The organism is Streptomyces sp. S.PNR 29 (assembly GCF_030386795.1).
In the GTDB taxonomy this organism is placed as follows: domain Bacteria; phylum Actinomycetota; class Actinomycetes; order Streptomycetales; family Streptomycetaceae; genus Streptomyces.
The window spans coordinates 39,710-53,003 of record NZ_JANUQM010000003.1 but is presented as its reverse complement, the minus strand read 5'-3'; the positions used below and the strand labels follow the sequence as shown (position 1 = coordinate 53,003).

Here is a 13,294-nt window from a genome sequence, read left to right as displayed (position 1 = left end):
CCCCGCAATGGTCTTGACAGGGTCAGATTAGGGACCGCCCCGCGTCCAGGGAACAAGCGGGGTGCCAAGGAGACCGCACTGTGACGGTTGTCGCTTCTCGGGACAGGAGGGAACCAAGGGGCGAACGGCTGCGTACACGGGGTGCCGTGTCGGCCGGTCGGCCGGTGCCGCCGGGCCTGCCTCAGCCGGTGACCTGATAGGTCGCCGCCGCCTGCTCGTACAGCCGCGTCACCTCGTCGCGGTCGGTCTCCGGGCCGCGCACCTGCACCACGTGGTACTTCCCGTCGACCAGCATCGCGAGGTTGCGCACGTACAGCTCGCTCCCGTCGCCGTCGGTCCAGGTGAACTGTCCCTCGGCCATGGTCCGCCCGCCCACCTCGATGGTCTTCAGGCCGGTGGAGGTGGCCCAGCTGGAGTCCCGGTACGGCTGCAGTTCGGGCTCCTTGTCCCGCTGGTACGCCATCGGGTCGCTGCCGTACTCGTCCGTGCCGTCGCGGCCCGGTACGACGACGAGCTCGAAGTCGCCCTTGGAGTACACGACCTGCCCGCGCCCGTTGACGGGCGTGCGCTCCCAGCCCTTGGCGACGGCGACGCGGAACCCCTCGGTGTCCTTGCGCAGGGTGAAGCCGTCGGCGGGCTCGGGGCCGGTGGTCTGCGTCTCGGTGGAGCCGGCCGACTCCGACGGGCTGCCGTCCGCCTTCGGGGAGGTCTGCTCGGGCCGGGGCTCACTGCTGGCGTCCGGCGACCGGGTGGGCGCCTGCCCGACCTCACCGGCGGCACCGGTCCGGTCCGGGCTGCCCGCGCCGTTGGTGCCGGCCTTCGGCATGAAGAGCATGGCGTACGCGATCGCTCCCGCCATGGCGAGCAGTATCAGCAGGAGCAGGATGCGGCCCAGGCGGAGCGGGGACCTCGTCTCCTGCTTCGCCCGTTTGTGCCGCCCGTGGTGCGCGGGCAGCCCGGCGCGCCGCCTGCGCACCAGCTCGCCCCTGCGGCGTACGACCGGCAGGCGGGTGGTGTCGACGGGCGGGGCCGGGACCACGTGCACGCCGGCCTCCGGCTCGGGCGCCGAGCGCACCAGCGAACGCAGCCAGCCGCTCAGCTCCTCGAAGTCGATGCGCTCGGTGGGGTCCTGGCGCAGCAGCGACTCCACGACCGGCCTGAGCGGCCCGCATTCCTCGGCGAAGGCCGGCGGCTCCGCGCACACCATCTGCACCAGTTCGGCGGTCGACTCCTCCGGATACGGCGCGTGCCCCTGCACGGCGCGGAAGAGCAGCGCGCCGAGCGCCCACAGGTCGGTGGCGGGGCCGATGGGCGGCGCCAGTCGCCAGTTCTCGTGCACGGGCCCCGCCTGCTCCGGCGCCCACCGCTCGGTGACGGGGCCCACGACGGCCATACGCGCCTGACGCGCCCGCTCGGCGGCCAGCCGGTTGGTCGGGCCGCGGCGGGCCGAGCTGTCGGCGACCAGGTCGTCCCAGCGGCTGGGGGCGGCGGAGGAGGGCGGGTCGTCGGGGGTGCGGGGCGCGGCGAGGCCGGGCACGGCGCCGGACGGGGGCGTGCCCTGGTCGTCACCGGGGCCGGAGGGGAGGGCGGTACGTCCCGGTCCGCCGGGTCCGGCCGGGCCGTTGCCGCCGGGTGCGGTGCGGGGAGCGGCACCGTGCCAGGCGGCGGGGCGCACGCCGTAGGGGTCGGCTATCTGTCCCGGAGGCATGGTGCCGGGCGGGGTCGTGCCGTGGCCGGCGGCGTACGGCGGCTGTGCCGAGCCGTGGCTGTGGGGGCTGCGGGGGGCGGGAGTGCTGTCGGGGGCGGGCCGGGCGCCGGGCAGTGCCGCCCGTCCGTTCTGCGCCTCCTGGACCCGGGCCGCGGCCCGGGCTCCCGCACGGTACGCGGCGATCGCCCCGGCCCGCGCCGCCCTGATGTCTCCGCTGCCGTCGAGGGCCCCGGGGGCGGGTCCTTCGGTCCCGGCGGCCGGCAGCCCTCCGGCTGCCCGCGCCTCGATGGCGGCCCGCCTGGCGGCCTCGGGATCGGCGGCGAACCCGGCACCGCCATCACCGCCCGGCCCGCCGGAGCCACCAGGGCCCTCGAACCGTCCCACGCCTCGCCGGTCGCCCGGCTCCTCGACGCCCCCGTCCCCGTCCCCGTCCGGGGCCGGAACCGGGTCGTACCCGCACAGCGCCTCCTCGGCCGCCCCGACCGCCAGGCCCGTCAGCATCACGCGGCCGTCGTCGCAGACGAGGACCGTGCGCGCGGTGATGTTGCGATGCACCCAGCCGTGGGCGTGCAGCACCCGCAGCGCCATGAGGACGTCGGAGGCGACCTCGGCCGCCCGGTACGGCGTCAGCGGCTTCTCGGCGAGCAGCGCCGCGAGCGGCCGCGCCGCCACCAGTTCGCTGACGATCCACAGCGAACCGCCCTCGGCGAACACGTCGAAGACCTGGTCGAGCCTTGGGTGGTCGGGGATGCGGGCCGCGGCCTGCGCGGCCTCGACGGCGCGCCGCACCACCGGATCGGCGGGCCGCCGCGGGCCCGTGCGTGCCGAGGGGCGCCGGGAACCGCCGTCCCGTGCCGTGAAACCGTCGGGCAGCCCCTCCGCGTCGAGCACCTCCGCCTCGACGATCTCCGGCAACGGCACCTGCCTGACCAGGACTTCCTGCCCGCTGTAGGTGTCGAAGGCCCGGGTCTCGGTCAGTTCGTACTCGTCGGAGGGCGGCAGCGGCAGGCGGTAGCGGTCGGCGAGTACCCGTCCCGCATAGTCGTCCACGTTGCCTCCCCCGACAGACCGTCGGTCAATTCTGTTCCCCCCGCGTCCCGTTCCGGCTGCGTACGGTCCGCGAGTACTCACGATACGTGCCGGAGGCAACCCGCATTGAGGGGATTCCAGATCTCGGGCTTCCCAAACCCGGGACCGTCACCTCACGACTTCGGTTCGAAGCTCTTCGTCAGCGTGCGCCATGTGTTCTTGCGCTGCGCGCTGTCCCAGTCGGCGGCCTTCGCGGTGTACATGAGCGCGTATCCGAGATGGTCGTTGACGACGAAGCCCCGGTCGATGGTCCGGTACTTCGTCCCGCCGTCCACGTAGGTGAACTCCCAGTCGGCCGTGTTCCAGCCGCGGTAGTCCACCTTCTCTATTCGGATCTTCCGGTACTGCGAGCGCACCATGTACCGCTCCTGGTTCTTCCAGTCCGCGACCGGGTCGCTCTTCGGCGTGGTCGTCCACGCGATGAGCAGCTTCTGCCCGTCGGGTCCGGTGAACCGGTCCCCCGCGGCGCCCGTGGACTGGTACTTCCACCCCTTGGGCAGCCCTATGCGGTAGCCCTGCTTCCCCTCGTAGGGCGACGCCTCCAGGTCGTCCTCGGAGGAGCCGTCCGCGCCCGCGCCGGCACCGCCGGACGCGCTGGGCGTGTTCTGCGGTGTCCGGCCCGTGGCCGCCGACTCCGTCGCGGCACCGTCCGTGCTGGTCCCGGTGCCCTTGTCCTCCTTGGTGTCGGCACTCGCGTCGGCAGAGGCGACGACCTTGCCGCCGCCGCTCGGGGCGCCCTTCGCGCCGCTGTCGTCATCACCGCTGAACGCGATGGCCAGCACGGTGCCGATCACGGCAAGCGCCACGGCCACCGCGATGATCATCAGTGTCCGCCGCGGCACCACGTCGGTGAGCGGCGCCCGGGGCACGGGCCTGGCCGGCAGATCCGGCGGCGGCACCACGGGCCACCCCGAACTACGGCCGCCCGTCGTCGCCTGACCACTGCCCGAGCCGGCCGCCGACGCGGACGCACCGGTCCCCTGGCCTCCGGCCGCCCCTGCGGAGGCCCCGCCGGAGCCCGCGGCAGCCGTACCGCCGGACGCCGAGGCTGCTGTGTCGCCGGAGCCGGAGCCGGAGACCGCCGTGCCGCTGCCGGACTTGGTACGGGCCGTGGCCGCCGCCCCGGCCGCTCCCGCCGTGACCGCGGCCTTCCGCACGGAGCGCAGCGCCCCGCGCAGCCGCTCACCGGCCTCCTCGCCCCGCTTGCTTCCGGCACCCGCCGAACCGCCCTTGTCCGCACGCCCGCCCGGCAGCGCCGGCAGCGGCACGACCTTGGTCGCGTCCAGCGGCTCCGGCTCCTGGGGCTCCGGGGCGTGGATGACCGCGTTGAGCATCGCCCGCGCACCCGCGTCGTCGAGCCGCTTCTCGGGGTCCTTGGTGAGCAGCCCGTAGATGACGTCCTTCAGCGGCCCCGCGTTCTTCGGCTCCTCCAGCGGCTCGGTCATCACCGCGGTGAGCGTCGCTATGGCCGACCCCTTGTCGTACGGCGGCACGCCCTCCACCGCCGCGTACAGCAGTCCGCCCAGCGACCACAGGTCGGCGGCCGGCCCCGGCTTGTGCCCGCGGGCCCGCTCCGGCGCGATGTAGGAGGGCGCGCCGACGAGCATGCCGGTGGAGGTGATGGACGGGTCGCCCTCGACCTGGGCGATACCGAAGTCGGTGAGCACGACCCGGCCGTCCTCGGCGATCAGCACGTTGGACGGCTTCACGTCCCGGTGCAGGATGCCCTCGCGGTGCGCGGACCGCAGCACGTCGAGGACCGCGAGGCCGACCTCGGCCGCACGCCTCGGCTCCAGCAGGCCGTCCTCCCGGATGACCTCGGCGAGCGACTTGCCCTCGACGAGCTCCATCACGATCCAGGGCCGGTCGTCCTCGTGGACCACGTCGAACACGGTCACGGCGTTGTTGTTGCGGATCCGCGCGATCGCCTTGGCCTCCCGCAGCGTGCGCGTGATCAGCCGCCGCTTCTCCTCCGCGTCGATGTTCGCCGGGAACCGCAGCTCCTTCACCGCGACCGTGCGCCCCAGGGTCTCGTCCTCGGCGCGCCACACCGTCCCCATGCCGCCGCGGCCGAGCACATCTCCCAGCCGGTACCGACCGGCGAGGAGGCGTGCCTTCTTGTCCTGACGAGGTGTCCCCGCCCGCTCCGCCTCCGACATGCGTCCCCTCAAACAACCCGCCCTGACAGAGCCTTCATTGTCTCTCACCCGACAAGTGCTCGACGCCCAGGGTGCCTCTGAACGTGCACCGGGGCCCGTGTGCCGGGGACCCGGCGAGGGGCGAGTTTCGGCCACCCTGCATGATGGGCCGTCCGACAACGTACGGAGCCCCGTGATGCCGCCACTTCGGACACTGCTGGCCGTCCCTGTGGCTGTGGCTCTGCTCGTCCTGCCCCCGGCCGACTCGTCGCCGCCCGCGGTCCCGGCCACGGACCGGATCCTTGCCCTGCTGGTCACCCGGGGCAGGGCTCCCGCCGCGGCCCTGCTGGCTGTTGAGGGGTCCCACGCCCGTTACGCCCGCGCCGGCAGGGGAATCGCCCGCGACGACCGCTTCCGCGCCGGCAGCATCACGAAGACCTTCATCGCGACGGTCGTGCTGCAGCTGGCGGCCGAGCACCGTCTGTCGCTGTCCGACACCGTGGAGCAGCACCTGCCGGGCCTGGTGCGCGGGGCGGGCAACGACGGGCGCGCGCTGACCCTGCGTTCCCTGCTCACCCACACCAGCGGCCTGTACGACTTCAGCGCGGACACCGACGGCGCCGAACCCGTGACGCCTCGTCAGGCCGTACGCATCGCACTCACCCACCCCCCGGCCGACCGCGGCCGCTTCTCCTACTCGAACACCAACTACGTCCTGCTCGGCCTGGTCATCGAACAGGTCACCGGGCACTCCTACGCCACCGAGGCCGAGCGGCGCATCATCGCTCCGCTGCGTCTGACGGGCACCTCCTTTCCCGGACCCAGAACCTCCCTTCCGTCCCCGCACGGCCGCGCCTACGCCGCCGACGGAACCGATGTCACCGACCTCGACCCGCGGGTGGCCGGGGCCGCCGGCGAGCTGGTGACCACGCTCGCCGACCTGGACCGCTTCTACGCGGCCCTGCTGGGCGGCGAGCTGCTGCCCCCGCGCCGGCTGCGCGAGATGCTCGACACCCGTGCCGCACATGGCGCGTACGGCATGGGGCTGTTTCCCGAGAGGCTGCCGTGCGGCGTCACGGTGTGGGGACACAACGGGCACATCTCGGGCAGCTATGTGCGCACCGCGGCCACCGTCGACGGCCGCCGTGTCCTCACCTTCCGGGTGAACACGGACGCGATCGCAGACCCCGGCCTCGAACCCCGGCTGCTCACCGCCGAGTTCTGCCCTCGCACCCCGTAGAACGAGCCGGCCCCGAACGAAGATCCCACGCCGTGCCACTCGTTCGAGTGAACCGAGAGGGCCTACAGCGGCACGATGTCCGGCGCCCCCAGCCTCGCCGCGTCCGCCGTCAGGTCGTCCGGCTGCCGCTGCGACTCCCGCTCGGCCTCCACCCGCTTCTCGTAGTGCTGGACCTCCCGCTCGATCTGGTCCTTGTCCCAGCCGAGCACCGGCGCCATCAGCGCGGCGGCCTCGCGGGCGCTGCGCGTGCCCCGGTCGAAGGTCTCGATGGAGATGCGGGTGCGCCGGGTCAGCACGTCGTCCAGGTGCCGTGCCCCCTCGTGCGAGGCGGCGTACACGATCTCGGCGCGCAGATAGTCGTCGGCGGCCTGCAGGGGCTCGCCCAGCGAGGGGTCGGAGGCGATGAGGTCCAGCAGCTCCTCCGCCAGCGCCCCGTACCGGTTCAGCAGATGCTCCACGCGCACCACATGCAGGCCGGTCCGCGCGGCGATGCGCGCCCGGGCGTTCCACAGCGCCCGGTACCCCTCCGCGCCCAGCAGCGGGATCTCCTCCGTCACGCACTCGGCGACCCGCATGTCGAGCCCGTGCACGGCCTCGTCCACCGCGTCCTTGGCCATCACCCGGTACGTGGTGTACTTGCCGCCCGCCACGACGACCAGCCCCGGCACCGGGTGCGCCACGGTGTGTTCGCGCGACAGCTTGCTGGTGGCGTCCGACTCGCCGGCCAGCAGCGGGCGCAGCCCCGCATACACGCCCTCGACGTCGTCCCTGGTCAGCGGCACCGCGAGGACCGAGTTCACATGCTCAAGGAGGTAGTCGATGTCCGCGCTGGACGCGGCCGGGTGCGCCTTGTCGAGGTCCCAGTCGGTGTCCGTGGTCCCGATGATCCAGTGCCGGCCCCAGGGGATGACGAACAGCACGGACTTCTCGGTGCGCAGGATCAGCCCCGTCGTGGAGTGGATCCGGTCCCGGGGCACCACCAGGTGGATTCCCTTGGAGGCCCGGACGTGGAACCGTCCCCGCTCCCCCACCATCGCCTGGGTGTCGTCGGTCCACACGCCGGTGGCGTTGACGACCTGCTTGGCGCGGACCTCGTACTCCCCGCCTCCCTCGACGTCCTGCACCCGGGCGCCGACGACGCGTTCCCCCTCGCGCAGGAAACCGGTCACCCGCGCGCGGTTGGCGGCTTTCGCACCGTACGCGGCGGCCGTCCGCACGAGCGTCGCCACATAGCGGGCGTCGTCCATCTGTGCGTCGTAGTACTGCAACGCCCCGACCAGCGCGTCCTTCCTCAGGGCGGGAGCGACGCGGAGGGCGTGACGGCGGGTCAGGTGGCGGTGCACGGGCAGGCCGCGGCCGTGTCCGCGGGCCATGGACATGGCGTCGTAGAGGGCGACGCCCGACCCGGCGTAGAACCGCTCCCAGGCCCTGTGCTGCAACGGATACAGGAACGGCACCGGCTTCACCAGGTGGGGCGCGATCCGCTCCAGCAGCAGGCCGCGTTCCTTCAGCGCCTCCCGTACGAGCGCGAAGTCGAGCATCTCCAGATAGCGCAGACCGCCGTGTATGAGCTTGCTCGACCGGCTCGACGTGCCCGACGCCCAGTCGCGTGCCTCGACCAGGCCCGTGGACAGGCCGCGGGTCACGGCGTCGAGCGCGACGCCCGCACCCACCACCCCTGCACCGACGACCAGCACGTCCAGCTCGCGCTCGGCCATGGATGCGAGTGACTCGGCGCGCTGCGCCGGGCCCAGTGTCGCTGTCCTCACCGCTGCCTCCCGCTCCTCGGTCGCGTCGGCCGCACCCGTCGGGCGAAGCCCGGTTCGTACCCCCTATGCCCAAAATTCTGACCGGCTTGCCCGGCTTCAGCCACCACGCACCGCTGCCCCATGGACCACGCGCACCGAAACACTCGCCGAGACTCGGCCGACCAATCCCGCATATCGGTCATATTTACTCCTAGTCTGACGTTGTGCTCGCCCATCCTGTCCACAGGGCTTGTGCACCTGTCCCGCGTCGGTTACTGGGAAGGACGGCCCACGCCATGCCCGCAGATCTCGCCGTCATCGGACTCGGCCCGTACGGTTTGCCGCTGGCCCAGGCCGCCGTCGCCGCCGGCATCCCCACGCTCGGTTACCGCACCGGGCCCGAGGCCGGTTCGCTGAGCCCCGCCGAGCTGCGCCGGATGCTCTCGGGGGGCTTCCGGCCGACCGACCGGCCGGCCGAACTCGGCCGGGTGCGCACCGCGGTGATCTGCGCGCCGACCCCGCGGGGCACGGACGGCGGGCTCGACCTGAGCCAGGTGGAGACGGCCGCCCGCGCCCTGGCCGCCCATCTGCGCCCGCACACCACGGTGATCCTTGAGTCGCCCGTGTACCCCGGGACCACTGAGGAATTCCTGCGTCCGCTCCTCGAAGAGGGCTCGGGGCTACGCGCCGGCCGCGACTTCCAGCTCGCCTACTCGCCCAGCCGTGTCGACCCGGGCAACCGCGACTTCACGCCAGCCAACATCCCGAAGGTCATCGGTGGCCTCACCCCCGCCTGCACCGAGTCGGCCGCCGCCTTCTACGGCCGACTCACCGACAAGGTGGTACGCGCGCGTGGACCCCGGGAGGCGGAGACCGTGCAGCTCCTGGAGACCAACTACCGGCATGTGAACATCGCCCTGGTCAACGAGATGGCCGTGCTCTGCCACGACCTGGGCGTCGACCTGTGGGACGTGATCCGCTGCGCGGAGACCAAGCCGTTCGGCTTCCAGGCCTTCCGCCCCGGCCCGGGCGTCGGCGGCCACGCCGTCCCCCAGGACCTCACCGGCCACGCCGGCCGCACCCTGCGCATGGTGGAGCTGGCCCAGCAGGTCAACAGCCGGATGCCCCGGTACGTCGTCCAGCGTGCCGCCACCCTCCTCAACGAGCACGGAAAGTCGGCCCGCGGCGCGCGGGTGCTGCTCCTCGGCGTCACCTACAAGCCCGACCTCGCCGACCAGCAGGGCACGCCCGCCACGGAGATCGCGGTCCGGCTGATGGAGCTGGGTGCCTCCGTCAGCTACCACGACCCGCACGTGCCGTCGTGGAGCGTCCTGGACCGCCCGGTCCCGCGCGCCGACTCCCTCTACGAGGCCGCCGCCGAGGCGGACCTGACGATCCTGCTCCAGCAGCATCGGACGTACGACCTGCAGGGGCTGTCGGTGAAGGCGCAGCTGTTGCTGGACACGCGGGGGGCTACGCCTACGGGGGTGGCGTATCGGTTGTGAAGGGGGCGCGTGGGGTCGTACGAGCCTCGGTGGCTGGTGGCGTGAGGGGATCCTTCGCCGGTACCACAGGTGGAGCCCACCGCAGAGGCCACTGCGACGGGCTCCTGAAAAGTGATCGGGTGTCCGCCCCTGGTTGTCGTGGGGGCGGCCGCTCACTTTCCGAAATACCGTGTCCTTGGAAGGGGGCGCCCCAGACAACCGGGTCGCCGATCACACGCAAAAGGGCCGGTCACCCCACCCGGGAGTGACCGGCCCCGCCCAGCCCTACGGCCTGCGCCTACCGCCGGTGCTGCGAGTCCGCCACCGTGACCTCGACCCGCTGGAACTCCTTCAGCTCGCTGTACCCGGTCGTGGCCATGGCCCGCCGCAGCGCGCCGAAGAAGTTCATGGAGCCGTCGGGGGTGTGGGACGGGCCGCAGAGGATCTCCTCGATCGTGCCGACCGTCCCCAGGTCGACCTTCTGGCCGCGCGGCAGCTCCTCGTTGACCGCCTCCATGCCCCAGTGGTGGCCCTTGCCCGGGCCGTCCGTCGCGCGTGCGAGCGGGGAGCCCATCATCACCGCGTCGGCGCCGCAGGCGATCGCCTTGGGCAGGTCGCCGGACCAGCCGACGCCGCCGTCCGCGATCACGTGCACATACCGGCCGCCGGACTCGTCCATGTAGTCCCGGCGGGCCGCGGCCACGTCGGCGACCGCCGTCGCCATGGGCACCTGGATGCCGAGGACATTGCGCGTGGTGTGCGCGGCGCCGCCGCCGAAGCCGACCAGGACGCCGGCCGCGCCGGTGCGCATCAGGTGCAGGGCCGCGGTGTAGGTGGCGCAGCCGCCGACGATCACCGGGACGTCCAGCTCGTAGATGAACTGCTTCAGGTTCAGCGGCTCGTGCGAGTGCGAGACGTGCTCGGCGGAGACCGTCGTACCGCGGATGACGAAGATGTCCACGCCCGCGTCGACCACGGCCTTGGAGAACTGGGCCGTGCGCTGCGGGGAGAGCGCCGCGGCGGTGACCACGCCCGAGTCGCGCACCTCCTTGATGCGCGCGCCGATCAGCTCCTCCTTGATCGGGGCGGCGTAGATCTCCTGCAGACGGCGGGTGGCCGCTTCGGCGGGCAGGCCGGCGATCTCGTCGAGCAGCGGCTGGGGATCCTCGTGCCGCGTCCACAGGCCCTCAAGGTTCAGCACGCCGAGGCCGCCGAGCTCTCCTATGCGGATCGCGGTGGCCGGGGAGACGACCGAGTCCATGGGGGCGGCGAGGAACGGCAGCTCGAAGCGGTAGGCGTCGATCTGCCAGGCGATCGAGACCTCCTTCGGGTCCCGCGTACGGCGGCTGGGGACGACGGCGATGTCGTCGAAGGCGTACGCCCGGCGGCCGCGCTTGCCGCGCCCGATCTCGATCTCAGTCACGTTGTGGCCCTTCCCTGATGCGTTTCAGCGCCTTCCAGTATCCCCGACGGGTACGACAAGGGCGGCCCCGGAGCACCCGGGGCCGCCCTCATGCGCCGAGAACGCGCGTGTGCGTCACTGCTTGCTGTAGTTCGGTGCCTCGACCGTCATCTGGATGTCGTGCGGGTGGCTCTCCTTCAGGCCCGCCGACGTGATCCGTACGAAGCGGCCCTTGGACTCCATCTCCTCGATGGTGGCGGCCCCCACGTAGCCCATGGTCTGGCGCAGTCCGCCGACGAGCTGGTGCAGCACGTTGGACAGCGGACCGCGGTAGGGGACCTGGCCCTCGACGCCCTCGGGGACGAGCTTGTCGTCGGAGGCCACGTCCGCCTGGAAGTAGCGGTCCTTCGAGTACGACCTGCCCTGGCCACGGGACTGCATGGCGCCCAGGGAGCCCATGCCGCGATAGGACTTGAACTGCTTGCCGTTGATGAACAGCAGCTCGCCCGGCGACTCCTCGCAGCCCGCGAGCAGGCTGCCCAGCATCACCGTGTCGGCACCGGCGGCCAGGGCCTTGCCGATGTCGCCGGAGTACTGCAGACCACCGTCGCCGATCAGCGGGATACCGGCCGGACGGGCCGCGAGGGAGGCCTCGTAGATGGCCGTGACCTGCGGGACGCCGATGCCGGCGACCACACGGGTGGTGCAGATGGAGCCGGGGCCCACGCCCACCTTGATGCCGTCCACACCGGCGTCGATCAGCGCCTGCGCGCCGTCACGGGTGGCGACGTTGCCGCCGATCACGTCGACGTTCACGCTCGACTTGATCTTCGACATCCAGCTGAGGGCGTTGCTGTTGTGGCCGTGCGAGGTGTCGACGACCAGGAAGTCCACCCCGGCCTCGGCCAGCGCCTGGGCGCGCTCCAGGGCCTCGGGGCTGGCGCCCACGGCGGCACCGACGAGCAGCCGGCCCTCGGCGTCCTTCGCGGCGTGCGGGTACTTCTCCGCCTTCACGAAGTCCTTGACCGTGATCAGGCCCTTGAGGACGCCGGCATCGTCGACCAGCGGAAGCTTCTCGATCTTGTGGCGGCGCAGCAGCTCCATGGCGTCGGGGCCGGAGATGCCGACCTTGCCGGTCACCAGGGGCATGGGGGTCATGACCTCGCGCACCTGACGGGTGCGGTCGGTCTCGAAGGCCATGTCGCGGTTGGTGACGATGCCGAGCAGCTTGCCGTTGCCGTCGGTGACGGGGACGCCGCTGATGCGGAACTTGGCGCACAGGGCGTCGGCCTCGGCGAGCGTCGCGTCCGGATGCACCGTGATCGGGTCCGTGACCATCCCGGACTCCGACCGCTTCACCAGGTCGACCTGGTTGACCTGGTCCTCGATGGAGAGGTTGCGGTGCAGCACGCCGACGCCGCCCTGGCGGGCCATCGCGATCGCCATGCGCGACTCGGTGACCTTGTCCATGGCGGCGGACAGGAGCGGAATGTTGACCCGGACGTTGCGGGAGATCCGGGACGAGGTGTCGACCGCGCCCGGGAGCACTTCGGATGCGCCCGGCAGCAGCAGCACGTCGTCGTAGGTCAGCCCGAGTGTCGCGAATTTACCGGGCACTCCGTCGACGTTGGCAGTCATGACACCTTCCCCAAATGGCCTTGAACGGTGCGGATGTCCATGCTAACGGGAAGCGCGGTGGTCCCATTCCACGGTTCTGGATGGCTCCGGGCTTCGTATGTTCGTACGGAAGCGAGGCACCGCCTGTTCAATGAAGGGCTATTGCTCGGCCAGCGCCCTGAGCCTGCTCAGGGCCCGGTGCTGTGCCACCCGTACCGCCCCGGGTGACATTCCCAACATCTGGCCCGTCTCCTCCGCCGTCAGGCCGACCGCGATCCGCAGCAGGAGCAGCTCCCGCTGGTTCTCGGGGAGATTGGCCAGGAGTTTCTTGGCCCATTCGGCGTCGCTGCTGAGCAGCGCCCGCTCCTCCGGGCCCAGCGAGTCGTCCGGCCGCTCGGGCATCTCGTCGGACGGGACGGCCGTCGAGCCGGGGTGGCGCATCGCCGCGCGCTGCAGGTCGGCGACCTTGTGGGCGGCGATGGCGAAGACGAACGCCTCGAAGGGGCGCCCGGTGTCCCGGTAGCGGGGCAGTGCGAGGAGCACCGCCACGCATACCTCCTGGGCGAGGTCCTCCACGAAGTGGCGCGCGTCGCCGGGGAGACGGGACAGACGGGTGCGGCAGTAGCGCAGCGCCAGGGGGTGGACATGGGCGAGCAGGTCGTGCGTGGCCTGCTCGTCCCCGTCGACGGCGCGATGGACGAGTCCACCGATCGCCCCTTCCGCAGGGACCGCCTCGTCGTCACGCATCGGTCCATGGTGCCTTGTGGCCGTCCTGTCCGTGGCTCCGCGCCCGATGTTGTGCACCGAAGCGTTATGAGCAGGTGCGCCGGCACTCATTCCCTGCGCCCTCCCCTTCCGCTCGACCGAC

At 72.2% G+C, this 13,294-nt stretch carries 8 protein-coding genes; 2 read left to right on the top strand and 6 right to left on the bottom strand.

From position 1 onward, the window contains the following. Positions 1-181: 181 nt before the first annotated feature. Together NW895_RS09145 and NW895_RS09140 are read right to left on the bottom strand one after the other, a co-directional pair. Positions 182-2,758, bottom strand: a complete 2,577-nt coding sequence (locus NW895_RS09145; protein ID WP_289934877.1) for a protein kinase — start codon at positions 2,756-2,758, stop codon at positions 182-184. 152 nt (positions 2,759-2,910) lie between these two features. Beyond that, entirely contained in the window at positions 2,911-4,956 is a 2,046-nt protein-coding gene (locus NW895_RS09140; RefSeq protein ID WP_289934876.1) for a serine/threonine-protein kinase, read from the bottom strand. A 175-nt stretch (positions 4,957-5,131) separates the two neighbouring features. Between NW895_RS09140 and NW895_RS09135 the strand changes: the two genes are divergently transcribed. Further along, entirely contained in the window at positions 5,132-6,175 is a 1,044-nt protein-coding gene (locus NW895_RS09135; RefSeq protein WP_289934875.1) for a serine hydrolase domain-containing protein, read from the top strand. A gap of 62 nt (positions 6,176-6,237) precedes the next feature. Here the strand turns inward: NW895_RS09135 and NW895_RS09130 are convergent, their stop codons facing one another. Continuing rightward, entirely contained in the window at positions 6,238-7,944 is a 1,707-nt protein-coding gene (locus NW895_RS09130) for a glycerol-3-phosphate dehydrogenase/oxidase (RefSeq protein ID WP_289934874.1), read from the bottom strand. A 275-nt stretch (positions 7,945-8,219) separates the two neighbouring features. Here NW895_RS09130 and NW895_RS09125 point away from each other — a divergent pair, with 275 nt between their 5' ends. After that, on the top strand, positions 8,220-9,428 hold the full coding sequence (locus NW895_RS09125) for a nucleotide sugar dehydrogenase (RefSeq protein ID WP_289934873.1): 1,209 nt from the start codon (positions 8,220-8,222) through the stop codon (positions 9,426-9,428). Positions 9,429-9,705: 277 nt separating this feature from the next. On the opposite strand, the gene NW895_RS09120 is transcribed toward NW895_RS09125, so the two are convergent. From NW895_RS09120 to NW895_RS09110, 3 genes are all read right to left on the bottom strand, one after another. After that, positions 9,706-10,830 carry a GuaB3 family IMP dehydrogenase-related protein gene (locus tag NW895_RS09120; protein ID WP_289934872.1) on the bottom strand — a complete coding sequence of 375 codons (1,125 nt, stop codon included), beginning with the start codon at positions 10,828-10,830 and terminating at the stop codon, positions 9,706-9,708. Positions 10,831-10,944: 114 nt separating this feature from the next. Continuing rightward, entirely contained in the window at positions 10,945-12,447 is a 1,503-nt protein-coding gene (gene guaB / locus NW895_RS09115) for an IMP dehydrogenase (RefSeq protein WP_289934871.1), read from the bottom strand. 138 nt (positions 12,448-12,585) lie between these two features. Then, positions 12,586-13,173, bottom strand: coding sequence for a sigma-70 family RNA polymerase sigma factor (locus tag NW895_RS09110; RefSeq protein ID WP_289934870.1), 588 nt, complete (start codon positions 13,171-13,173; stop codon positions 12,586-12,588). Between the last annotated feature and the right edge of the window lie 121 nt (positions 13,174-13,294).

What these genes read in the sequence shown, in the direction of transcription:
- NW895_RS09140 (WP_289934876.1), bottom strand. Translation starts at nt 4,956, where the DNA reads ATGTCGGAGGCGGAGCGGGCGGGGACACCTCGTCAGGACAAGAAGGCA.
- NW895_RS09135 (WP_289934875.1), top strand. Translation starts at nt 5,132, where the DNA reads ATGCCGCCACTTCGGACACTGCTGGCCGTCCCTGTGGCTGTGGCTCTG.
- NW895_RS09125 (WP_289934873.1), top strand. Translation starts at nt 8,220, where the DNA reads ATGCCCGCAGATCTCGCCGTCATCGGACTCGGCCCGTACGGTTTGCCG.
- guaB (WP_289934871.1), bottom strand. Translation starts at nt 12,447, where the DNA reads ATGACTGCCAACGTCGACGGAGTGCCCGGTAAATTCGCGACACTCGGG.
- NW895_RS09110 (WP_289934870.1), bottom strand. Translation starts at nt 13,173, where the DNA reads ATGCGTGACGACGAGGCGGTCCCTGCGGAAGGGGCGATCGGTGGACTC.